This is a genomic window from Mesorhizobium album (genome assembly GCF_033977205.1).
In the GTDB taxonomy this organism is placed as follows: domain Bacteria; phylum Pseudomonadota; class Alphaproteobacteria; order Rhizobiales; family Rhizobiaceae; genus Mesorhizobium; species Mesorhizobium album.
The window spans coordinates 40,135-61,562 of the sequence record NZ_JAVIIW010000019.1 but is presented as its reverse complement, the minus strand read 5'-3'; the positions used below and the strand labels follow the sequence as shown (position 1 = coordinate 61,562).

Here is a 21,428-nt window from a genome sequence, read left to right as displayed (position 1 = left end):
GGTCGGCGCCTGCCCTTTTCAGTTCCAGAGCAGGGGTTACGCCGCGATCGCGGCCCGATCGGCATTGGCGGCCGCGGCGGCGATGGCGTCAACCTTGGCGGTCGCCTTGGCGAGCGCGGTGGTGACCGCGTCAGCGCCCATGCCGACGCCTTCGACGCGGATGACCTCGACGTCGGTCATGCCCAGGAAGGCGAGCACGCTGCGCAGATAGGGAATGGCGTGGTCCATCTGGACGGCGGCGCCTTCCGAATAGATGCCGCCCGAGGCGAGCACGATATAGACCTTCTTGCCGGTGACGAGACCCTGCGGGCCGTTCGAGCCGTAGGCGAAGGTCTTGCCCGAACGCGCGACGTGGTCGATCCACGACTTCAGCGTCGAGGAGATGTTGAAGTTGATGAAGCCGGTGGCGAGGATGATGGTATCGGCCGCAAACAGCTCTTCAAGTGCTGCGTCGGACACGCCGACGACTTCGGCCTGGCGCTGGCTGCGTGCCTCGGCCGGCGTGTAGATGCCGGTCGCGTAATCGGGGTCGATATGCGGCAGTGGATTGGTGACGAGGTCGCGTACGACGAGCTTGGCCGACGGGTCGGCGGCAAGCAGCTTCTGAGCCAGATCGGTGGCGACGCGGGTCGAGTGCGAAGCAGCGCCGCGCGGGCTGGAGGTAACGAGCAGAATAGACATGGCGGTGTCCCCTTGGGGTTGGATTGAACTTTCCCCACCGATATGGGATTGCTTCTCCATCTGGAAAACTGGCATAATTTGTATGGTATCCATCTAGAATATGGATTGATCATGCAGCCGAACCCGACGCTCGACCAGCTTCAGATCCTCATTGCGGTGGCTGACACCGGCAGCTTCTCTGCCGCCGGCCGCAAGCTCAACCGGGCGCAGTCGGTGGTCAGCTACGGCATCGCCAATCTCGAAGCGCAGCTCGGCCTGAAACTGTTCGAGCGCGAAGGCGTGCGCGAGCCGCAACTGACCGATGTCGGCAAGGCGATGCTGGAGGACGCAAGGCGCATGATCGGCGTGTTGCAGCGCATCCGCTCGCGCGCCGACGGCTACCGGCAGGGGCTGGAGGCGGAAGTGGCGATATCGGTCGACGTGGCGCTGCCTTCGCCGGCGCTCGTGCGGGTGCTCAAGGCCTTCGAGGCGCAGTTTCCGGCCGTTATGCTGCGCCTCTATATCGGCTCACTCGGCCTGATCGTCGACCATGTGGTCGGCGGCCAGGTGGACCTCGGCTTCGGCGGACTGATTGGTGAAGCCGATGTCAATCTGCTGCGCATCGGCTTTACCTCGCTGGTGCCGGCTGCGGCACCAGACCACCCCTTGGCGAAACTGCCGGGTCCCATCGCCGTCGAGGATTTGCGCGAGCATATCCAGCTTGTCGTCTCCGACCAGTCGGAGCGGACGCGCGGCCGCGACTACGGCGTCTTTGCCTATCGCACCTGGCGGCTGACGGATGTGCGCACCAAGCATGCGCTGATGCGTGAGGGCCTGGGATGGGGCGGCCTGCCGCGCTGGCTGATTGCCGACGACCTCGCCAGCGGCCGGCTGGTCGAGCTCGATCTCGAGCCCTATCGTGAGGTGCGCTCGCCGCTCTATGCCATGCACCGCACCGACCGCAGCCCCAAGCCTGCCGCGTCCTGGCTGATCGACGAATTCAAGCGCCAGCTTGGCTGCTTCCACGAGACGGAGCCTGGCGTCTGGATGGAGGAGGGACCCGAGACAAGCGGTCAATGAGCGCCATCGCCGCGAACTAGAGCGGTTCACCGTTTCACGGAAACGGCGAACCACTCTATCTTATTGCTTTCACGCAATTGCGGACGGAAAACCGCTTCACACTTTTCCTGGAATTGCTTTAGCTCCGCGCCACCGGCGTCACCACCACCTGGCTGACGCCGGAGCGGCGCACGACGGTGCAAAGCGTCTCGCGGCCGATGCGCTCGGCATCGAGCATGCGCACGAGATCGTCGACGCCGGTGACCGGGCGGCCGTCGATGGCGGCGATGATGTCGCCTTCCTTGAGGCCGGCCTTCGCGGCGGGGCCGTTCTTCTCCACGCTGCGCAGGCGCACGGCCGTGTTGGTGGACACTTGCGACAGGAGTGCCGCACGGCGCGGCAGGTTGGTCGTGTCGGCCGAAACGCCAATGAAGGCGCGGCGCACGCGGCCGAAGCGGATGATCTCTGAGATGACGAAATTGGCGGTGTTGGAGGCGACCGCGAAGGCGATGCCTTGCGCGCCATGGATCATGGCGGTGTTGACGCCGATCACCTCGCCGGCCGACGACACCAGCGGCCCGCCGGAATTGCCGGGGTTGAGCGCGGCATCGGTCTGGATGACATCGTCAATCAGCCGACCGGTCGAGGCGCGCATCGAACGGCCGAGCGCCGAGACGACGCCGGCAGTGACGGTCCATTCGAAGCCGAGCGGATTGCCGATCGCGATCGCGATCTGGCCGCGGCGCAGGCGCTTGGAATCGCCGAGCGGCGCGACATCGGCAAAGGTGCCGTCGGCGCGCACCAGCGCGATGTCGGTGTCGGGATCGCGGCCAAGCACATGGCCCTCGCGCTTGGCGCCATCCGGCATCGTCACGCGCACGCCGCGCGCGTCGCCGACGACATGGAAATTGGTGACGACGAGCCCGTCCTGCGCGATCACGAAGCCGGAACCATGGCCGCCGGCGCCGATGCGCTCGATGCGACAGACGGCCGGACCGATGCGGTCGACCGCATCGGCGACCGTCGCCGAATAGGCGTCGAGCAAGGCATCATCGGATTGAAGTTTTTCGGCGGCGAAGGCCATGACTGAGGCTCCGTGTCATTCGGCAAAGCGATGCTTTTTCTTTTATGCGTGTCGTTGTCCCAAAACCGCGCGGCACTTTTGGGCGACACGCACTATATGTGCGGAGCGGTCGCAATTGCCGCGACCTGACCAGATGGCCAGTCCGGCAGCCGACTAGCCGTCAGGCGAGTACCCGCGGCGGCGCCATGGAGCGATATCTGGGTCACAGAACCCAGGAGATCATCGATATGAGCAACTTCAACCTCAGTGCCTTTTCCGACGCCATTGCCGACGTCGCGGCGGCTGCCGCGCCGGCGGTGGCAAGCTTCGCCACGCATCACCATCGCACCGCGAGCGCCTTCCACTGGCGGGACGGCTACTTTGTCGCCGCCGAGGAGGCGGTCGAGGCCGGCGAGGAAATCGAGCTGACGCTGGCTTCGGGCGAAACCGTCGAGGCCGAGCTCGTCGGCCGCGATCCTTCAACGGGCGTCGCCCTTTTGAAGCCGGCTTCCGCCGACACCGGTTTGCCGCAACTGCCTCAGGCCGCTGCCGCGCGGCCGGGCCATGTCGCTATTGCCGTCGGCAATAGCGAGGGAGCCGCCCTTGCCGTGTTCGGCACGGTCGGCGAGGTCGGGCCTGCCTGGCGCTCGATGCGCGGCGGCACGATCGACCGGCGCATCAATCTCGCTATCAACACCGGCGGTCGCTTCGAGGGTGGTCCGGTGCTCGATGCCAAGGGCGGGCTGATCGGCATGCTATTGTTCGGACCGCGCCGGCGGGCGCTGGTCATGCCTTACGAGACAATCGAGCGGGCGGTGGCGACATTGCGCGAGAAGGGCCATGTCGCGCGCGGCTATCTCGGCGCCGGGCTGCATCCGATCCGCAATGGCGACACCCACGGCGCCATGGTGATGAGCCTCGACGACAGCGGCCCGGCGAAAGCCGCCGGCCTGCATGTCGGCGACATCATCGTCGCCTGGAACGGCGAGAAGGTGCATGGGCCGCGTGAGCTGATCCGCAAGCTCGGGCCGGACAGCGCCGGCACGACCGTGACGCTCGGTATCTTGAGCGGCGGCGCCGAGCGCGACGTCTCGATCACCATCGGCGAGAAGCCGCTGAGCTGAGGGGGCCGATGGCAAACAGCGCAGTGCAGACGATCGCGAGACCGGAGCCGGCGGGCCACCGGCTGACGGTACTGATCGCGCTCGGCGACGCGGCGCGCGCCGAGCAATTGGCCGACGCGCTTGCGGCGAGCGAGGATCTGCTGCCGGCGCTCGCCGGAAGCAGAACGAGCCAAACGGCGGATGTCGCCGTGATAGATGAGACGGCATTGGAAAGCCGGGCTGTTGGCTCGACCACGCCAGCCGTTCTGCTTTCCCGGCGCGCCGGCGGCGAGCGAGTGGCCGCCAATGTCCTTGCCGTGCTGCCCGCCTCGGCCGACGGCACGCTGATTGCTGCCGCGGCACGGTTGGTTGCGTTCGGCTATCGCGTCGGCAGGGCAGGGCCGTCAGAGGCCGTCGCCCGTGGCGATTTTCACGGCGAACCGTCCGAGGACGAGACGGCCGACGACAGCCAGGTCCGCGCGGCGCTGTCGCCGCGCGAGGCGGAAGTGCTGGCGCTGCTGGCGGAAGGCGCGCCCAACAAGGTGATCGCAAGGCGGCTCAACATTTCGGTGCACACGGCAAAGTTCCACGTCGCCGCCATCCTGATCAAGCTTGGCGCTGCGAACCGCACCGATGCGATCGCCATCGCCATGCGGCAAGGGTTGGTACTGGTCTAAGCTTGGGTTCGTTTTCGGGACGACGTTGCGTAATCTCGCTCCGACGGCGTTGGGCCTTGCGCCACGCCTGTCCGCCGCGCAAGTTGCCTCTCGCATTGCAGAGGGAAGCGAAGCATGTCGCTCAAAGGAAAGACGCTGTTCATCTCGGGCGGATCGCGCGGCATCGGGCTGGCGATCGCGCTGCGCGCTGCGCGCGACGGCGCCAATGTGACGATCGCGGCCAAGACCGCCGAGCCGCATCCGAAACTGCCGGGCACGATCTACAGCGCGGCCGAAGAGATCGAAAAGGCCGGCGGCAAGGCGCTACCGGTGATCTGCGACATCCGCGAGGAGGGGCAGGTCGCCGATGCTGTGGCAAAGACGGTCGAGCGGTTCGGCGGGATCGACATCTGCGTCAACAATGCCAGCGCCATCCAGCTCACCGGCACGCTGGAGACAGACATGAAGCGCTACGACCTGATGCACCAGATCAACACGCGCGGCACTTTCCTAGTGTCCAAAATGTGCATTCCGCACCTGAAGTCGGCCAAGAACCCTCACATCCTGAATCTGGCGCCGCCGCTCGACATGAAGGCCAAATGGTTCAAGAACCACGTCGCTTACACCATGGCCAAGTTCGGCATGTCGATGTGCACGCTTGGCCTGAGCGCCGAGTTCGCTGGAGCCGGCATCGCCGTCAATTCGCTGTGGCCGATCTCGACCATCGACACGGCTGCGGTGCGCAATCTTCTGGGCGGCGCGACGGTGGCGGCGATGAGCCGCTCGCCCGACATCATGGCCGATGCGGCGCATGCGATCTTCCTGCGTCCGTCGCGCGAGGCGACGGGCCATTTCTACATCGACGAGGAGGTGTTGCGCGCCGAAGGCGTCACGGATTTCTCGATCTATGCGCCGGGCGCCAAGGGTCCGCTGGCCGGCGATTTCTTTGTGCCGGACGAAGTGTTCTCCAGGACCGAAACCGACATCAAGACCATCTACTGAGGTCGGTGCAGACGCTGCCTACTCGGCGGCCTTCTTGCCCTTCGCCAGCGCCATGACCCGATCGATATAGGCAAGCATGAGCGCCGAAAGCACGAAGGCCAGATGCATGATGGTCAGCCACATGAGCTGGTCCGTCGCGTAGGAAGCGTGGTTGAGGAAAACCTGCAGCAGGTGGATGGAGGAGATCGCGACGATGGTCGAGGCGACCTTGACCTTCAGCGAGCCGACATCGATCGTGCCCAGCCAGTGGACGCCGGCGTCCTTCTCGTCGAAGCGGCTGACGAAATTCTCGTAGCCTGAAATGATGACCATCACCACCAGCGAGGCGACAAGGGCGGCGTCGATGAGCCCGAGCATCTTCAGGATGGTATCGGTGTCGCCGAGTGCGAAGGCGCTCAGCACGAATTCGTAGAGCTTCTTGCCGAAGGACAGAGCGTAAGTCGCGAGCGCCAAGCCGAGCCCAAGATAGAAGGCGACCAGTAGCCAGCGCGAAGCAAGAATGACGGATTCGATGGCGAGTTCGAGACGCTTCATAAGGTGCTCCGGACCGGTTTTCGCTCTAGCTTTCTGTCCTCAGGCAATTCCGGACGGAAAACCGCCGCGCACTTTTCCTGGGAATAGCTGTGGGATGCCCGCCGTATTTCGGGCGGGCGGACTCGCTTTTCAAGACAAAAAGCCCCGCCGGAGAGGGGGAGACCGGCGGGGCCCATGTGTCCCGCTGGAGTCGGGACAGGGCAGGGAACGCCCTGGATTGAATCTGGGTGCCGCAATGCGGCGATTCAATGAGCACGACGGGCAAGCGGGCCAATTCTTCTTGAATTTTCAAGGAAAAGGCCCGTCCGGATCCGGACGGGCCCTCGTCTTTTCGCGCTGATTCCGAAAATCGGGTCAGGATTTTGAAATCAAACGTTAAAGCGCGTCGCGCTGAAACGGATTCAGGCGACACCCTGTTTTATGCATGTCGCCCAAAACCGCCGCACAGTTTTGGACGACATGCATTTAATCATTGCTCATTGCTCGCCACCGGCGCCACAAGCGAGGTGATGCGGCGGATGGCGACGCGGCGGTTCTCACGGTTCGGTCCAGGCGTATTCACCTTGAGATACTGCTCGCCATAGCCCTGCGTCGTCAGGTTTTCGGCCGGGATGCCGAAAGCGTTGGTCAGCGCTTCGGCGACCGCCTCGGCGCGCCGATCCGACAGAGCGAGATTCGCCTCCGGCGTGCCGACGGCGTCGGTATGGCCTTCGATCAGGAAGGTCTCCGCCGGATTCTTCTTGAGCAGCTTCTCCATGGCGCTGGCGACGCCATCGAGCTTCTGCACCTCGGTATCGGAGATCGTTGCCGAGCCGAAATCGAAGTTCAGCGTGTCGAGATCGATGCGCCGGGCGATGTCGCGCACGCGAGCCGAGCGCTTGACCTCGTCGATCGAATAGAGGCGCTGCACCCTTTCCACGGGCGGCTGTTCCAGGAAGGTGTAGTAGTCGTCGGGGCTCTGCACATCCTCCGAATCGAGGATGTATTCCCGGCGCGGGATATCGAGCCGCATCGGCGGCAGGTCGTCGCCCGGATCGCGCCACTCGTCGACATCGTTGTAGTAGCGCTCGTCGACATAGCTCAGCACATATTCGTGGCCATCCGGCATGATGCGCGATCGCCTGATGACGTCGCCATTGCGGTTGCGTATGGTGACGATCTGGATGCCGTTCTCGCGCTCGACGATTTCGCGGGTGCGGCCGCCCGAAAGATCCTCGTAGTAAACATCCCTGGCGCCGCGCGTGATGCGAGGAGCCTCGTTGCTTTCCACGAACGTCTGGTTGTTGAACTGGAGGATCACACGGTCGCCGAGCTGCTGCACCACGTCCGCGCCCTGCGGCCGTTGGCGCTCGCGGACAACCTCCTGGGGCGTGAGGTCGACGCGCTTGCCTTTTTCCTCGGTGGCAGGAACGATCTTTTCAGGCTGGATCGCCTGCTGCGCCGTCTTGTCGTCGGTGGGCGGCGGGCCCTGATTGACGGGAGCCTGCTTCTCGGCCTGCTGGCCGCCTTGTTGCACGGCCTGGTTACCGCCTTGCTCGACCTGACCAGTCTCGTTTTGGCCGGCCGGCAGGCGGCCCTTGTGCCTGCGCAAGACATCCTTCTGGCTGTCGAGGAGGGGTGCCTCGTTCGGGTTGGCGGGCGCTTCGCCCTGCGCGGCATTGCCGCCAGTCGCGGGCTGATTGTTATTGGCCGGCTGTTCGCCGGTGGCAGGCTGCTGCTGCCCCGTTGCGGGCTGCTCCGTCAGCGGCTTCTTGGCTTGCCTCTTGTTCTGGTTCGAAGGCTGTTCCTGTTGAGCCGGCGCCTGCTCGGTTCCGGGAGCCGGCAAGGGCTTGAGCTTGCGAGAGCCCTGAGCTGCGGGCGCCTGTTCGGCAGGGGTCTGGCCTTGCTCGGCAGGTTGCTGGGCCTGCTTGCGTTTCTTGCCGGGCTGGTTGTCATTTGCCGGCTGTTCTGACGGCTGTTCCGCTGGCGCGGCTTCCTGCTGCTGATTGAGCTTCTTCTTGCGCAGTTGCTGTTGGTCCGGGGCGGCCTCCTCTGCCGGGGCCGTCTCGCCCTGCTGCTGCTGATTGAGCTTCTTCTTGCGCAGTTGCTGCTGTTGGTCGGGAGCGACCTGCTCGGCCGGAGCCGTTTCGCTCTGCTGCTGTTGATTGAGCTTCTTCTTGCGCAGTTGCTGCTGCTGGTCGGGAGCGACTTGTTCGGCCGGAGCCGTTTCGCTCTGCTGCTGCTGATTGAGCTTCTTCCTGCGCAGTTGCTGCTGCTGATCCGGGGCGACCTGCTCGGCCGGCTGCTCAGCCGGCGCCTGTTCGGTCTGGTTGCGCTTCTTCTTGCGCGGCAGCTGCTCGTCGGTTGCGGGCTGCCCGCCCTGATCGGCTGGAGCCGCCTCGGTTTGCTGCTGCTGGTCGCGCTTCTTGCGCGGCTTGAGCTGCTGCTCGGCCGGTGCTGCCTCACCGGACTGGCCGGACTGCATCTGCTGCAGCTCCTGCCGCTTCTTGCGCGGCTTCTGCTCGGACTCGGCGGGCTGTTCGGCCGGTGCGGATTCCGTCTGCTGTTGCTGCTCGCGCTTCTTTTTCTTCGGCTGCTCCGCTCCCTGCTGGCCGCCTTGCGCACACTCCTCCGCCGACTGGCCTTCGGCGCAGTTCGACTGCGCCAGGATCAGCGGCGTCCCCCGCGAGGTGCCGAAATCGGCCTGCAGCGGATACGCGCCCAACGGCGCGGATGCCATAAGCAGGCCGATTGCCGTACCCGCCAGAATCCGTGGTTGGCGTTTCATATCATTGTCTCCTTGTGGGGTCCCATCCCTGCCCAAACTTTCATCAGCCGCAATTGGTTCCGTCAGGCATTGGCGCCAACCAAGGATGTCGGGCCGGCCTTTTGAAGGCAATTTCGTGTTTTTCTAATGTTGATACTGGGTCACTGCGACAGCGGTGCTTGACCGGAGGGCCCCGGAGGGCCAAATCCAGCCGCATGGACGCTCCCTTCTGGAAAACCAAGCCGCTTGAGGCGATGACCCCGGCCGAGTGGGAATCACTCTGCGACGGCTGTGGCAAATGCTGCCTGTCGAAGCTCGAGGACGAGGATACCGGCGAAATCTATTGGACGAGCGTCGGCTGCCGGCTGTTCGACGCCGAAAAATGCCTTTGCTCGGACTATGCCAACCGGCTGTCGCGCGTGCCCGATTGCGTCGGGCTGACACCGCAGAACGTGCGCACCATCACATGGCTGCCCAAGACCTGCGCCTACCGGCTCATCGCCGAAGGCCATGATCTCTATTGGTGGCACAGGCTGGTTTCGGGAAGTGCCGAAACCGTGCACGAGGCCGGGATTTCGATCCGCGGCCGGGTGAAGGCCAGGGAAACCGATCTGGCCGAGCCGGACGACTATTTTGACTATGTACTTGATGACGAACCCTAAGGATTCGCATTTTGATGACGAACCCTAAGGGATTCGCATTTTGATGACGAACCTGACGGGTTCGCGTCTTGAGGGGAACCGAGGGCACTGCAACGCATTTCCGGCTCCAGATTCGAGCAAAAGGGGTGATGGATGCGCGCGGATTTTGCCTTTGCTTCCACATGAACCGGACATGAACGGCCGGTTCGCAAAAAGTTCAGACACGAAAAGCCATTTTGCATTCATTGGTTCGCCAATCATCAGTTCAAGGGCCAGAGGCCCACAACAAGGAGAGAGACGATGTTCAACCAGATCAAGACGGCAGCCCTTTCGGCCGTTGTCGGGCTTGGCACGCTCGGCGCCATCCCGGCGCATGCGGACAGCCTCTATCTCGGCTTCGGCAACAACCAGGATCCGCGTTTCGGCGTCTATACCGGCGACGACGACGGATATTACCGCCGCGAGTGGCGCCGGGACCGCGACTGGCGCGGCTGCTCGCCCGACCGCGCGCTCGACAAGGCCGAGCGTATGGGGCTGCACCGCGTCCGCATCGTCGACATCAGCCGCCACACGGTGAAGGTGGCCGGCCGCCAGTACGGCGACCGCGTGGTAGTGGTCTTCGCCAACGAGCGCGGCTGCCCGATCATCTATCGCTAAGGGTTTGTCAGGCGGGGATCGGAAGGTTGGGCGATCCTCGCGAGGATCGCCCCACAAATAAGGTGTTCTGCGACGTCGGCAAGGACGATTCTCTTTGAGGATCGCCTCTGAGCAGAGTCCCTTCAGCAAAACCGAAGCGCGGCTCGAAAAACCCCGGAGGATCGGTCCCTTCCGGGGTTTTTGTTTGTGCTCCTACGACGCGGAAGCGGCGCCCGGTTATTTCAGCTCGAACGTGACGGTGACCTGGACGGAAAAGGAGTTTTCGCCGGCCTGGACAGGCACGGCCGCGCGGGCCGCATCGAACGTCTTGGCGTTCATCGGTATCGGCACCGGCGCGACGGCCTGGTCGGTGATCTCGATCACCCGGCCGAGGCTGACCCCGGCGGCTTCGGCGAGTGTCCTGGCCTTGGCGACCGCGTCCGCAACCGCCTTTTTGCGCGCCTCCGCGATGGTGGCCTTAGGATCGTCATTGGTGAAGGCGATGCCGCCGCCCTGGTTGACGCCGAGCGACACCGCCTTGTCGAGGATGTCGCCGGTCTTGTCGACGTCGCGCACGCGCACCGACAGCGTGTTCGTCACCTGATAGGCGACGAGCTCGGCTTCCTGGCTGCCGTCGGCCTTGTTGGTGTAATTGTAGCGCGGATTGATCTGGATGCCGGCGGTCTGCAGGTCGCGCTCGGCGATGCCCGCCGACTTCATCGCCGCGATCACCGCCGCCATCGCATCATTGTCGGCGTCGAGTGCGGCGCGCGCGGTTTTCGCCTCGCGCATGACGCTCAGCGTCAGGATCGCCATGTCAGGCGCAATGGTGGCTTCGCCTTCGCCGGACACGACGATGCGCGGAGGCGGCTGCGTGTCGGCAGCGCTTGCCAGCGCCGGAAAAGCGATCGCGGCTGCGAGCGCGACGGGCAAAAGGTGTCTGGTCATGAAAGCTCCTCGAAGTCTGCGATCCGCTGGCCCCACCGCCTCTGCCCTAACTTGAGAAGATGCATCGATTCCCTGCAGTGCGGTGCCAAAAAGCCCGGACCTGTTCACGCGCCTTAGGGGCGCAGGCCGCTGTACGGAGCGAATATGGGCTGATTTTGGCGTTTGCCACCAGCGCTTTCGAAAGCCTTGTGCCGCGAAGCGAAAAACACTAAGCCAACCCGCGTGGGGCCTGTAGCTCAATGGTTAGAGCCGGCGGCTCATAACCGCTTGGTTGGGGGTTCGAGTCCCTCCGGGCCCACCATGACTATTGATTTCATTGATGAAAAGTGGCCTCGGCCCAAAACGTTTTGGCCCGTTATGGGCCCAAGCATGCGACGGCGACCACCTTTTGTTCTGGTTCAGTTTGATCACTTGACGACTCGCAGGACTGCTCGACCCTTCATCGCATCGCGTTTGGCCTCGCGCTGATTGATGGCGCGAGCAATATCGACCGCGATCCGCTTCTTCCGGGCCCACCATAACCATTGATTTTGTTGATGAAAATTGCCGTCGACCCCCTGCGGCGAAGCGACCCCGGACTGAGCCGGGGTGCCAAGCCCCGAAGGTGATTGGGCAGCGTTGCAGCCAACTCGACTGCCCCAAGCTCCGCGAAGTTGTCGTTTCCGACACCACCAAACTTGGACGGGCTGACAAAGCCCTCGACGGGCCGCCAAGCAGCGAGATCTATCACTACTCAGTCAGCCTGCCACTACGGTGCCCAAGCGCCTGCTTCGCAGCATACATGGTCGGCGAGCGTTTGCCGGGAAGGTTGGCCTCGAGAACGAGCTGTTCGACAAATCCCTGGTTCATTTCGAACTCAACGCATTGGTCGAGTTTATCGACAATCCAGACCCTGTAGTAGTCTTTCTTGAGATCATATCCGGAATCATCGCTGGGTATCGGTTGCGGAGGCGCCGGTATCAACATAATTTTGGGTTTTGGCAGATCGTATGTGTGTCCCTCATACGCGTATCCAAATATTATCCCAGAGCTAAATTTCTTCGCGGTTTTCTTTTTGTTTGGTGCAATGTCGATTGCGCTTATCAATAGCATATAATTGTCCAATACCGATTTAACAAAAACATAAGAGCTATCTGGCTTGTCCACTTGCTTGCCAAACATGAGTCTTATCGATTTAAGTAACTCGTCATCGTTATCATAAAGAGCGCCTTCTGCCAATTTTGAAAAAGTTATGGCGTACTGGTCCTCTTTTACAATAGTGTTTATATCTCCAAAATCATTTTTCTGTTCTGGCTTTGGTAGCCCAGGAACCCCGTAGAGCCGCACCTGCGTTGCATTGAACGCTCCGTGCACATCGGTCGTCGTATATGTAGGACGGTGATAGTCGTCGCTCATGATGCTCCTCCTCGCTTCGGCAATTCAGTTCATGAAATTTCTCGCCACATGAAGTTTTCTTCGAACTTAGCTCCCAGCGCCGGCGCGATGCGGCTGCCGGTTTCGGCAACGGCCATCGCGGCATTCTCAAATGTCAGATCGTTGGCGTCGAGGCTGGGCCAAACCTGGGCAAGGGTCAGCGCCACATCGTCACGCGCCCGGGTAAGCGCGCTCTTGAACAGGAACGGCCTGGCACGGAAGGCCAGCGTCGTGAGATCCGAGATCCGGCGCATGGCGGCCTCGTCGATATCCCTGATGTCGATATCGAGAAGCCGCTCGTCGGCCAGTCCATCACCCACGAGATTCGCGTGATAGGTGTCTACGATCGTATCGAATACCGCCCCGGTGAAAGGCCGCGACCTGTCATGGATTTCGTCGGAGACTTCAGACATGCGGCGCGAATTGCTGGCGAGGCGAATCTGCCGGTCACCGATCAGTTCGGCGATGCGGTTGAGTTCGTTCAGGATGAGGAGATTGCCATCGCAGTGGCGGAGCAGCCGGTCGAGACCGCTGTCGAAATGCAGAAAGGACAAAAGCGACGTTATATCGGCGCTCGCCTCATGGAACGACGCGAAGTCGCCGGTCTTCAAGCCATTTGTCGGCACCCCAAAAAGGGAAAACAGAATCGCATGGCCGACCTCATGCGCAATCGTATCGAAGTTGAGGGCATAGGGATAATTTCGACCGTCGGGCGCCTTGTCCGCGCCGAGTTCCAGATAACCGTAGCCGGACTGGGCGTTGTTCCAGTCGACCCACGGGATGATTTCCAGCCGCTCATAGGTTTCGGCGAAGTACCAGGTTATCGGCCGCCCAAGGTAGCTTTCCCATATGTCCAGGACCCGGCTGACTGCGCCGAAGGCGTGTGCCGCCAGGAACTGGCGTGAATTCAATGAAATCTGGTCGAAGTGACCGTCGTATGCGGGTTCCGCCGGCGGGAAGACCTCGCCAACGAAGGGCGGCAGATAGGGATATTCGTAAGGTTCCTTGTCGAGGAGCGGATCGCGGACATAGATGCGATGATCCTCCGGACCGGAGCGTAGCCGGCCCGGTGGGGTCGATATCCAGACGGTCTCGGGTGTGCCGTAATCGGCAAGGTGGGGTACCTGGGGAAATAGCAGGAAGCGCGTGCCGACGGAGCGACTCTGGTCGTTGGATCGATCGAGCGTTCCTGGTAGCTCAGCCCCTCTCATTTTAGTATATTAGCAAAATGTAAAACGTATTGTAAATTGGGATTGAGAGTTCTCGCCCTGAAGCTTTCAAATCTCTAACCCGGCTTCGTCGAGATCCTTAAAGAAAGCCGCCGTCAACTGGAAATCCGGCAGGGGTGCGGGCTCCTTGAATAAACCGTGATGCAAAAGCCGGAGTGCATCACGCGCATCCTGCTTCTTTTGCTGAACGAAAGCTGCGGCGAGGATCGCCTGATATTTCTCGACGACGAGATCGCCTTCGCATGACAAGGCGTCACCGACCATGCGGGCGAGCGTGCGCTCGCGAAAATTGAGAGCTTGCGCGGCACGCTCCAACCTAGTCCGGTATTCGTCCGAAATGATGCCCCGACGGCAGGCCCTGCGAACCGTCATGCGAAGATCGATCAGCGCGTGGGTTATGGGCGCGGAGTTTACCTGCCATGGTCCGTGCAGCACGGCCACCGCATCGTCAGGCGCAAACGCAAAACGACGATACCACCGGTAGATGAGCCCCACTCCCTGCATGTATGGAAAAAGTTCCGCAGCGCGAAGAGCCCCTATGCTCGCTGCGCCTATTACCGGAACACCCTTCGCTATTGCCCAAAGGATTTCCTTGTGCCTGACCGCCGGCTCCGACTGAAAGCCGCCGTCGATGATGACTATCGCACTCGGATCAAAATGCTGCACAGCCGTAATGATGGAACCCTGCACAGCCGGCGGAAGGCAGATCGCCTCCACCACTTCCAGCACTTCGCTCTGTGACAGGGTAGGACCGGCAAAGACCAGCTTCGGACGCATTCGCCTAGCCATGCAACAGCGGCATCAAGGCCGGTATGACGATCCTGACGACCGACAGGTCGCCGAGCGGTCTCGTATCGAGCTGAATCCTGTACACTGTATCGATTCCTGCGCCCTCGATCTGTGCGAGAAGAGCGGACATCCTATCTCCCACGCTGGTGCACTTCTGCCCGGTAATTGCATGCAAATGTATGTCGCGAGGGCCGTCGGACAGGAGGCGTCGGTGCGCCGCAATTTTTTGCCAATCCGGATATTTAGGATAGAACGCGCGTGTCAGGTCGTCACGGGCGCCGGAGATCGCCGTCAGTCTCGACTGCGCCGCCTCGTAGATTGCGTGAGCGATCGCGGACGCGGCATCGAAACCTGCAGCCGAGCCCTCTGCCGGATGGTGAAGAATTGCAGTTTCCGGCGGCCGATCCTCCATGAGATGGCACCAGATCACCGGTAGCCCCAGCGGTGAGGGGGCATGCCAAAGCCCCACAAGCAGGCCTTTGGCTTCCAGGCTTTCGAGAAGGCTCGCAACTGTCGGATCATCGATCGTTCTCGGGTCAATTCGACGGCGCTGGAAAAAGCCATGGATTCGCTCCGCGCGCGTGAGTGCGTCGCGCTCGATGCATTCCATTATCCCGTGCAGGATGGAGTCCGTTTCCTCGAAGGAGGCCGCCAGGCCGGACGTCGATGAAGCGAAGATTTCCTCTTGCGGCCGCGGGGGGAACACGTAGGCAGTGTGCACAAGCTCGAAGGGAACCCAATCCCGCAGACCACCCTTGAGGATATTCTCGGCATGAATCCACGCTATCTCGCTGCTGCGCCACCCCGGGTCGACACCAGGCTGGAGATGGGCTTCGAATCTTTCAGGAGGGATATTCAGGGAGTCCGCGGAGGCCGCGATGGGGTCGTAGTGCGCCAAGCGCTCAGCAAAGTAGGACTCTGCGGTCTCGAGAATGGCCGATACCGCAGCTTCGATTCTCGTCGGCCCCTTGCCTTGCGAAACGGAATTTAAAAGGGAGAAAGGCCTGACCGCCTGAACCACGGGTATGTCGAGCACGTCGAGACCTGTGATGTCTGCAATCCGTGTGATGCCCAAAAGCTCGCGCATCGTCATTAGCCGCTTGAGCGCCTCGTGCGGCGGCGGACCCGAGCGCTCGTATCGTTCCAGCATGGAGGTTCCCGATCTCCCGGTAGCGCGAGCTAGTGGCGCAGGCTCGGTTCTCGATTGACGAACAACGCCGCGCCTTGCTCGATGGCTGATTTTGCCAGGCCGACGCGACTGCGGTACTGCCGGGATAGTTCCTCTGACACGCCCCATGTCCTGAGCATCTCGTATGCATTGAGCAGGATTGGCACCGCGTTTTGCTCATCGGCGATAGCCAGGCTTTTGGAGAGCGCGGCAACAACTTCCATGCCTGAAGAACCTCTAAGCAGAAGGAGATGGGCCTTTCGCCGATAGAGTTCGGCGAGCCAAGAAAGACTGCCACCTGCTTCGGCTTCCGCAGCCGCGGAAGAGACAAGCGTAAGGGCCTCGTCAGTCTCGCCTGTCCGGGCCAGAAGCTCCGCCAGCATGCCGTAGTAGACAGGATAGTCTTCCGGCGTCTGGAGTTCGCCGTGGATCGCGAGACCCTCCTTGATCTGGTCCCTGCCTTGCTCAACCCGAGCAGCATTTCCTTCGCACCAGCCTTCGAGAATTTGCGCCAAGGCGGCAAGGGAGGGCAGATGATGGCGCTTTGTCAATTCCCGGATATCGGCGATGACGCCTCGCAGCGCCGAGAAATCGCGGCGATAGCAATCAAGCATCGCTTCGTTGATGTAGACATGGGCGATACTACCAACATGCGCCGTTTGCATTGCCCAGCGCCTGGCTTCAGCCAATGACCGAACTGCGCTTGCGGCCCGGCCGGTAAACCATTGAGAGAGACCCCTATGCGACAGGCCGCAGACCCTGGCGTCATGGCCGCCGAACAGAGTGGCATTGCCTGCCCTTTGGCCCGTCCCGTAGCGCGCAAGTCCTTCGTCGACCGCCGCTATGCAGTTCTTGTGATGCCCAAGATTGAATTCGATTGCCCAAACACAGTGTCTGGCCTGAAACTGCACTTCGGGGTCGTCGACGTCCCTCAGGTCGGCGAGGACGGCCCGTGCGCGTTCCCCGTCGATGGTGGAGTCGGTAAACCACCAACCCCAGTAGATCGGAAACCACTTCGCACGCTCGGCGAGCGGCCGCCGCCTGGCGATCTCTACCCCATCCTCGTAAAGTTTGCGGGCCGGCAGCGAGTTTGGACCTTCCGTGGCTGTAAGTATCGGCCCGAGCGGCATCATCGCGGCGAGGCGCAAAACATCCTGCTTGTCCGGCCTTCTCACTCGCTGGCAAAGGGTCATGGCATGGTCGAGGATCTGTCTCGCCTCGGCCATTGCGGAACGGTCGTAACTTTCCCGGCCGGCTGCGATGTACTGATCGATCGCTTCCTCGATAAGGCCAGCGCGTTCAGCATGTTCCGCCAGTTCAGCCGTACCCAGCCACGGGCCTAGATTTCGGTCGTGGACGACAGCGGAGAAAAGCGACTGATGGAGGGCCTGCCGTCTCCTCCGCAGCAATGCATTATAGATTGTCTCTCGGACCAGGGCATGACGAAATCCATAGTCGGGCTCGCCGGAAGGCCTGACCCGGATCAGGAATCCCGCCTCGATCAGGGTGTCCACTGCATACCCGATCGTGTCGTCACTGTGTTCCGGCAGCAGCTTCCGAAGCAATCCCAGATTGAAACGATTGCCGGCGACGGCGGCCGCTCGTGCCACGTCTTTTGCAGGGCCCAAGGCTTCCAGCCTGGCTTCAAGGATGCCTTCAAAGACCGATATCCGGCTTGATGAGCCGGCTGGCGCAAGACGATCCGTTATGCGGGCTCCGTCCTCGGCGATCCATTGGCAGATTTCCTCGATGAAAAGAGGCACGCCCCCGGTTACCTCCTCCACCATGCTGATGACTTCCGAATGCGCGGCTGACCCGATTTCCGGCCGCATGGCCATGATTGCCTGTCGCGTTTCGTCGCGATCGAGCGGCTTCAGGGTAATATGCGGCAAGTCCCGGAACTCTGAATAAGTCTCGGATCCATGTCGGGCAGTCATTATGAGAAGCACGGGCATCCGATGAATGAAGAGGACGAGTTCCGCCAGCAATTGCCTCGAGGTGAGGTCGATCCAATGTATGTCTTCGACCACCAGGATCAGTGGTCCGCGTTCGCATATGGCTTCGATGCTTCTGCGAACCGCCCAGGCGGCTTTCTCCCGGATGACCTTGAGATCAGCCTCCTTCAGAGCGGGATTCGTTCCTTCAGCCCCAAGCAGAAACGAGAAGATGTCGACCACTTCGTCATCGTGAACGCTTTGATTTGCGAAGACCTCCGCTACGTCTGAAGTCTCCAGCCGACCCTCTTTGCCAGCCAGGTCACTCCGAACATTTTGCAGCAGAGGATAAAGGGCCGAGTGGGAGCCGCCGGGCTGACATTGAAAAAGCAGTAATTTTGCCCGCTGAAAGCGTGTCCTCCTGCGGACTTCATAAACCAGGCGGGACTTGCCGATACCGGCCTCACCCTGAACCAAAATGACGCCGCCCTTGCCGGCGACGGCATCATGCCAACATGCGGCGATGGTGGCCAGTTCGTCCCCACGGCCTATAAACGTATTGTTCAAGCGCCCGAAGGCGAAGAAGCGGTCAACGTCCCGCTTGTGGCTGATGGCACGCCAAGTCCGCTCCGGCTCCGCGAAACCCTTAATAACCTGAATGCCACAAAAACTGAAAACGTGGGACCGCCGCGCCAGATTTCGGGTCTCGTCGGACACCAATATTGCATCCGGCTGAGCCATAGCTTGGAGCCGCGTCGCCATGGCCAAAGCAGGGCCCGTGACGGTGGCATGCGCCGGGTCACCGCCGTCCCCGTGAACGAGGGTCATGGATGTAGCGATCCCGACCCGAACATGTAGGTCCGTATGGTCTTTCTCCAGCCCGACCCGCTTGCAGGCTTCAATGATTTCGAGTCCTGCCCGGATCGCTTGCGAAGCCGCGTCCTTTGCCTCCATCTCTGCCGGAAAAAGTGCGACACCGCCGTCGCCGGCTTCGCTCACGATAACGCCCGAGTACGATGATATTGCCTGTCCTGCCTCACGTCGGAAGGCCGACATCAGTTCCTCATAGTCCTCGATATCCAGAACTGCGAGCAGATCGGTTGATCCGACCAGATCATAACAGAGAGCTGTCATAACGCGCCGCTCGCTGCGAACGTCGGACACACTACTGTCGTCCTTGCTCGGAACGCCCTTGGCAAGGGTCACGAGTGGAGGCTCTACCCGAGGCTTTTCCGACATGCTCAGTGCCTTGGCTGGCAGGGTGGGAGCGATACTATCAAATGCGCTAATATTCACCAGAGCGCTCGGACGACCCTCATCTCATCGTAGGCGATACTTCTGACGGTGTGCGTCACGCTCCCTGGCCGCCTAATCGAACGAGTGCCGTTTCTCGCAGTTCGTCGAGCTCGGCCACTGCCGCCTGTCCGAATCCTAAATTGCCGGGCAGCGCGATTCTGGCCGATAGTTAGCGGCCTGACAGGAGCGCAATTCGCTATCTCGGAAGTGGACGACACATTGGTGATTTTGAACCGATTGTAGGAAGCGAGACTGTTCGAGGTGGCGCTCGGCGACGAAAAGTAGTCTCGACTGTCCACTAAGGGGCGGATCGAGACCGTCGGCCGGTAGCTGACCAATGACTGCTGGTGGCGCGGAGGAGGCACTGGATAGGCTAAGTTCGACTGGTACGGTTCGCCGAACCATACGGAACGATACGGGAAGGATATCCGACCTGCGCCCACGAAAAAGACAATGAAATAAATAGCTTGAGCACATCCTCCGGGCCCACCATTGTCGTTATTTATCAATGCTTTATAGGGTGGTTCGCCACGAGGTTCGCCAAGCATCGGCTTGCGCGTCACGAGGCGTACGACTCGATCCATCCCCTGTACCGCCAGCCGAACCTGCGATGCTTCGCGTGAATAGAGCTCGGCATCGTCGATGTCATCGTGTCCCAGCATGTCCATGAGCTGTCTGGTTGAGGCCTCTGCCTCGGCCAGATAGACGCCAAGCGACTTCCTCAGTCCATGCAGGGTCAGCCCCTTCGGCAGGCCGGCAAGCTTGCACCAATGCGCCATCATGCCAGTTAGCGACTTGGCGGAGAACGGCTCACCATAGCCGTTGACCAGGACGGGTCTCACCGCGCCGGTCGGCCGCATCCAGGATCTCAGACAGCATCGGCGTGATCGGCACAAAAAACCGTTTGCCACCTGTTCGTCCCTTGTTCTTGGCCTGAACGATATCAAACCCGTCGAAGTGACGCTCGACGCCATCGATGAAGACACGGCGGGTGACCCTCTGATCCCAGCGCAGGCCCGCGACATCGCCGCGGCGGTTATTCCAACGCAGTCGCTGGGCTCATTATGGCGCGAAAGAAAAAAGAACTCTCAGTTCGATTCTTCACGGCCGATGGCGTCGAGGTGGAGACCATCCTCGATTTGGCCGGCCCTCACAAGGATGAGCTGGTGAAGCGAATCGTTACGGCGCTGGCTCGAGACGCTGCGAGGCGGGATTTTCTCGCCGAGCGTGGCCTGCTCCCGCGTCAAGCCTAACGGGCCGTCGCCGGATTCGTTCAGAATGTGGGGGGTTTCCCGTTCAACGCGAGCGAGCCGCATTGCCTCCGGGAGGAGGGTTCATTCCTCCTCTTGGTTTATGTGTGCGCCAGACCATACGGGAGAATACGAAGGAAACGGGTTGGCGAACCACCCGCTAACGTATTGATTTCCTGTAGAAAACGACGACCCTCAGCGACTAACAAAATCGTTATCTGTCAATAGCTTACGAAGCAGTTCGCCAAAGTTGATTCAAGAAGCTGATCCGATCATTCGACGACCGCATTATTTTCTCCAAACGGCAGCTTTGCGTCCATGGCGCCGTTCGAGCTGGTCGACCAAAAGCAGACATAGCACGCCGCCGAAGTTCAGCTGAATATTTCGGCCCACCCCGTCTGTCACGGAAAACCCACCTGCACCTTCCGTCTCTATAGGGGCGTTGCGGGACAGGCTGTGCAAAAACCTGATCAGGAGATGGCGCCGCCACGGTCTGGTAAGCTGACCTCCTGAAATTCGCTTGGGGGAGGAAAGGGGACGTCGAAGCCCTCGCCGCTTCCGGACCTCGGATTTTGACTTAGCCCGCGTAGACTCTCATGGACGGGCCCGAGCAAGCAGCACCTCTGACAGTGGACAGTAAATCCGTTACTGCTCCTTCTTGAACAGGTCCTGGAAGATCAGCTGGCCCCAAGTGCGGCCGCGTGCGTGCACCAGCGCGCCACCCTCGTTGAGCTTTCCCAGCTTGACGGGTGCGAACCCGAGTTGTTTGGCCAAGGCCGCAACGTGAGCGGTCGCGTCCTCGTCGTCGCTCGACAGAAAGACGACCCGGTGGCCGCCCTCGACGACTGGATCGGTAGCCAGGGTGGCCGCAACCAGGTGATTGAAGCCTTTCACGAGCTTGGCGCCGGTGAACGCCTTCGCGACGAAGGCGGAGGACGGGAGACCGTCCAGCTCTTCAGGGACTGGAAACGCGTTCGTCGCATCGATGACTGTCTTGCCTTCCCAGCTCGGCAGAGCCTTCGCAACGTCGCGATGATCCCCGAACGGAACCGCCAAGATGATCGTGTCGGCCTCGAGTGCTTCCCGCAGCGACTTGGCGACGACCGTGGGTCCAATCGCCCGGGCCTGCGGCGCCAACGCCTCGGGAGGCTGGCGGCTCGCGACGGTCACGTCGATGTCTTTACGGGCGAAGGCGTGGGCGAGGGCTTGGCCTATCTTACCGAATCCTACAATCGCGTAGCTCATAATGTTCTCCGATGCGTGTTGGTATTGATTTCCCCGGCCTTCAACGGCGCTGGGTT

General features: G+C 61.5%; 18 protein-coding genes, 1 tRNA gene and 1 pseudogene. 7 read left to right on the top strand and 13 right to left on the bottom strand.

Translation table 11 applies throughout. The features are described 5' to 3' along the window. Positions 1-36: 36 nt before the first annotated feature. Positions 37-681, bottom strand: a complete 645-nt coding sequence (locus RFN28_RS17205) for an FMN-dependent NADH-azoreductase (RefSeq protein WP_320288491.1) — start codon at positions 679-681, stop codon at positions 37-39. Positions 682-792: 111 nt separating this feature from the next. On the opposite strand from RFN28_RS17205, the gene RFN28_RS17200 reads away from it, so the two are divergent. Beyond that, a complete protein-coding gene (locus tag RFN28_RS17200) occupies positions 793-1,740 on the top strand; it encodes a LysR family transcriptional regulator (protein WP_320288490.1) in 948 nt (315 codons plus the stop codon). Positions 1,741-1,858: 118 nt separating this feature from the next. Here RFN28_RS17200 and RFN28_RS17195 read toward each other — a convergent pair whose 3' ends face one another. Then, positions 1,859-2,803 carry a S1C family serine protease gene (locus RFN28_RS17195; protein WP_320288489.1) on the bottom strand — a complete coding sequence of 315 codons (945 nt, stop codon included), beginning with the start codon at positions 2,801-2,803 and terminating at the stop codon, positions 1,859-1,861. 227 nt (positions 2,804-3,030) lie between these two features. Between RFN28_RS17195 and RFN28_RS17190 the strand changes: the two genes are divergently transcribed. From RFN28_RS17190 to RFN28_RS17180, 3 genes are all read left to right on the top strand, one after another. Beyond that, the gene (locus tag RFN28_RS17190) at positions 3,031-3,906 is read left to right on the top strand and encodes a S1C family serine protease (protein WP_320288488.1); all 876 of its coding nucleotides are present in this window, start codon (positions 3,031-3,033) and stop codon (positions 3,904-3,906) included. 8 nt (positions 3,907-3,914) lie between these two features. Further along, a complete protein-coding gene (locus tag RFN28_RS17185) occupies positions 3,915-4,562 on the top strand; it encodes a helix-turn-helix transcriptional regulator (RefSeq protein WP_320288487.1) in 648 nt (215 codons plus the stop codon). Positions 4,563-4,676: 114 nt separating this feature from the next. Continuing rightward, positions 4,677-5,543, top strand: coding sequence for an SDR family oxidoreductase (locus RFN28_RS17180; RefSeq protein ID WP_320288486.1), 867 nt, complete (start codon positions 4,677-4,679; stop codon positions 5,541-5,543). 18 nt (positions 5,544-5,561) lie between these two features. Here the strand turns inward: RFN28_RS17180 and RFN28_RS17175 are convergent, their stop codons facing one another. Further along, positions 5,562-6,077, bottom strand: coding sequence for a TIGR00645 family protein (locus RFN28_RS17175; RefSeq protein WP_320288484.1), 516 nt, complete (start codon positions 6,075-6,077; stop codon positions 5,562-5,564). Positions 6,078-6,546: 469 nt separating this feature from the next. Further along, positions 6,547-8,844: an OmpA family protein gene (locus tag RFN28_RS17170; protein ID WP_320288483.1), complete on the bottom strand. Its 2,298-nt coding sequence runs from the start codon at positions 8,842-8,844 to the stop codon at positions 6,547-6,549. 194 nt (positions 8,845-9,038) lie between these two features. Here RFN28_RS17170 and RFN28_RS17165 point away from each other — a divergent pair, with 194 nt between their 5' ends. Further along, positions 9,039-9,485, top strand: a complete 447-nt coding sequence (locus tag RFN28_RS17165) for a YcgN family cysteine cluster protein (protein ID WP_320288482.1) — start codon at positions 9,039-9,041, stop codon at positions 9,483-9,485. Positions 9,486-9,764: 279 nt separating this feature from the next. Beyond that, positions 9,765-10,121 carry a hypothetical protein gene (locus RFN28_RS17160; RefSeq protein ID WP_320288481.1) on the top strand — a complete coding sequence of 119 codons (357 nt, stop codon included), beginning with the start codon at positions 9,765-9,767 and terminating at the stop codon, positions 10,119-10,121. 216 nt (positions 10,122-10,337) lie between these two features. Here the strand turns inward: RFN28_RS17160 and RFN28_RS17155 are convergent, their stop codons facing one another. Beyond that, positions 10,338-11,048 carry an SIMPL domain-containing protein gene (locus RFN28_RS17155; RefSeq protein ID WP_320288480.1) on the bottom strand — a complete coding sequence of 237 codons (711 nt, stop codon included), beginning with the start codon at positions 11,046-11,048 and terminating at the stop codon, positions 10,338-10,340. 225 nt (positions 11,049-11,273) lie between these two features. Between RFN28_RS17155 and RFN28_RS17150 the strand changes: the two genes are divergently transcribed. After that, positions 11,274-11,349 (top strand) — tRNA-Ile (locus RFN28_RS17150). 428 nt (positions 11,350-11,777) lie between these two features. Here RFN28_RS17150 and RFN28_RS17145 read toward each other — a convergent pair. The 8 genes and pseudogenes from RFN28_RS17145 to RFN28_RS17110 all read right to left on the bottom strand — a co-directional run bounded on the left by RFN28_RS17145 (position 11,778) and on the right by RFN28_RS17110 (position 21,372). Next, complete coding sequence (locus RFN28_RS17145) at positions 11,778-12,443, bottom strand: hypothetical protein (RefSeq protein ID WP_320288479.1); 666 nt, start codon at positions 12,441-12,443, stop codon at positions 11,778-11,780. 29 nt (positions 12,444-12,472) lie between these two features. After that, on the bottom strand, positions 12,473-13,672 hold the full coding sequence (locus tag RFN28_RS17140) for a gluzincin family metallopeptidase (RefSeq protein WP_320288478.1): 1,200 nt from the start codon (positions 13,670-13,672) through the stop codon (positions 12,473-12,475). A gap of 66 nt (positions 13,673-13,738) precedes the next feature. Beyond that, positions 13,739-14,467 (bottom strand): TfuA-like protein, encoded by a 729-nt coding sequence (locus RFN28_RS17135; protein WP_320288476.1) that lies wholly within the window; start codon positions 14,465-14,467, stop codon positions 13,739-13,741. Positions 14,468-14,471: 4 nt separating this feature from the next. After that, positions 14,472-15,629, bottom strand: a complete 1,158-nt coding sequence (locus tag RFN28_RS17130) for a YcaO-like family protein (protein WP_320288475.1) — start codon at positions 15,627-15,629, stop codon at positions 14,472-14,474. A 29-nt stretch (positions 15,630-15,658) separates the two neighbouring features. Then, a complete protein-coding gene (locus RFN28_RS17125) occupies positions 15,659-18,787 on the bottom strand; it encodes an ATP-binding protein (RefSeq protein ID WP_320288474.1) in 3,129 nt (1,042 codons plus the stop codon). Positions 18,788-19,440: 653 nt separating this feature from the next. Then, positions 19,441-19,927 (bottom strand): annotated as a pseudogene (locus RFN28_RS17120) (tyrosine-type recombinase/integrase); the annotation flags it as partial. A gap of 38 nt (positions 19,928-19,965) precedes the next feature. Continuing rightward, a complete protein-coding gene (locus RFN28_RS17115) occupies positions 19,966-20,193 on the bottom strand; it encodes a hypothetical protein (RefSeq protein ID WP_320288473.1) in 228 nt (75 codons plus the stop codon). Positions 20,194-20,772: 579 nt separating this feature from the next. After that, the gene (locus tag RFN28_RS17110) at positions 20,773-21,372 is read right to left on the bottom strand and encodes an NADPH-dependent F420 reductase (protein WP_320288472.1); all 600 of its coding nucleotides are present in this window, start codon (positions 21,370-21,372) and stop codon (positions 20,773-20,775) included. Between the last annotated feature and the right edge of the window lie 56 nt (positions 21,373-21,428).

Bases quoted from the DNA above. Each gene is read 5' to 3' on its own strand.
- RFN28_RS17205 (WP_320288491.1), bottom strand. From the start codon at position 681: ATGTCTATTCTGCTCGTTACCTCCAGCCCGCGCGGCGCTGCTTCGCAC.
- RFN28_RS17200 (WP_320288490.1), top strand. From the start codon at position 793: ATGCAGCCGAACCCGACGCTCGACCAGCTTCAGATCCTCATTGCGGTG.
- RFN28_RS17195 (WP_320288489.1), bottom strand. From the start codon at position 2,803: ATGGCCTTCGCCGCCGAAAAACTTCAATCCGATGATGCCTTGCTCGAC.
- RFN28_RS17190 (WP_320288488.1), top strand. From the start codon at position 3,031: ATGAGCAACTTCAACCTCAGTGCCTTTTCCGACGCCATTGCCGACGTC.
- RFN28_RS17185 (WP_320288487.1), top strand. From the start codon at position 3,915: ATGGCAAACAGCGCAGTGCAGACGATCGCGAGACCGGAGCCGGCGGGC.
- RFN28_RS17180 (WP_320288486.1), top strand. From the start codon at position 4,677: ATGTCGCTCAAAGGAAAGACGCTGTTCATCTCGGGCGGATCGCGCGGC.
- RFN28_RS17175 (WP_320288484.1), bottom strand. From the start codon at position 6,077: ATGAAGCGTCTCGAACTCGCCATCGAATCCGTCATTCTTGCTTCGCGC.
- RFN28_RS17170 (WP_320288483.1), bottom strand. From the start codon at position 8,844: ATGAAACGCCAACCACGGATTCTGGCGGGTACGGCAATCGGCCTGCTT.
- RFN28_RS17165 (WP_320288482.1), top strand. From the start codon at position 9,039: ATGGACGCTCCCTTCTGGAAAACCAAGCCGCTTGAGGCGATGACCCCG.
- RFN28_RS17160 (WP_320288481.1), top strand. From the start codon at position 9,765: ATGTTCAACCAGATCAAGACGGCAGCCCTTTCGGCCGTTGTCGGGCTT.
- RFN28_RS17155 (WP_320288480.1), bottom strand. From the start codon at position 11,048: ATGACCAGACACCTTTTGCCCGTCGCGCTCGCAGCCGCGATCGCTTTT.
- RFN28_RS17145 (WP_320288479.1), bottom strand. From the start codon at position 12,443: ATGAGCGACGACTATCACCGTCCTACATATACGACGACCGATGTGCAC.
- RFN28_RS17140 (WP_320288478.1), bottom strand. From the start codon at position 13,672: ATGAGAGGGGCTGAGCTACCAGGAACGCTCGATCGATCCAACGACCAG.
- RFN28_RS17135 (WP_320288476.1), bottom strand. From the start codon at position 14,467: ATGCGTCCGAAGCTGGTCTTTGCCGGTCCTACCCTGTCACAGAGCGAA.
- RFN28_RS17130 (WP_320288475.1), bottom strand. From the start codon at position 15,629: ATGCTGGAACGATACGAGCGCTCGGGTCCGCCGCCGCACGAGGCGCTC.
- RFN28_RS17115 (WP_320288473.1), bottom strand. From the start codon at position 20,193: ATGCGGCTCGCTCGCGTTGAACGGGAAACCCCCCACATTCTGAACGAA.
- RFN28_RS17110 (WP_320288472.1), bottom strand. From the start codon at position 21,372: ATGAGCTACGCGATTGTAGGATTCGGTAAGATAGGCCAAGCCCTCGCC.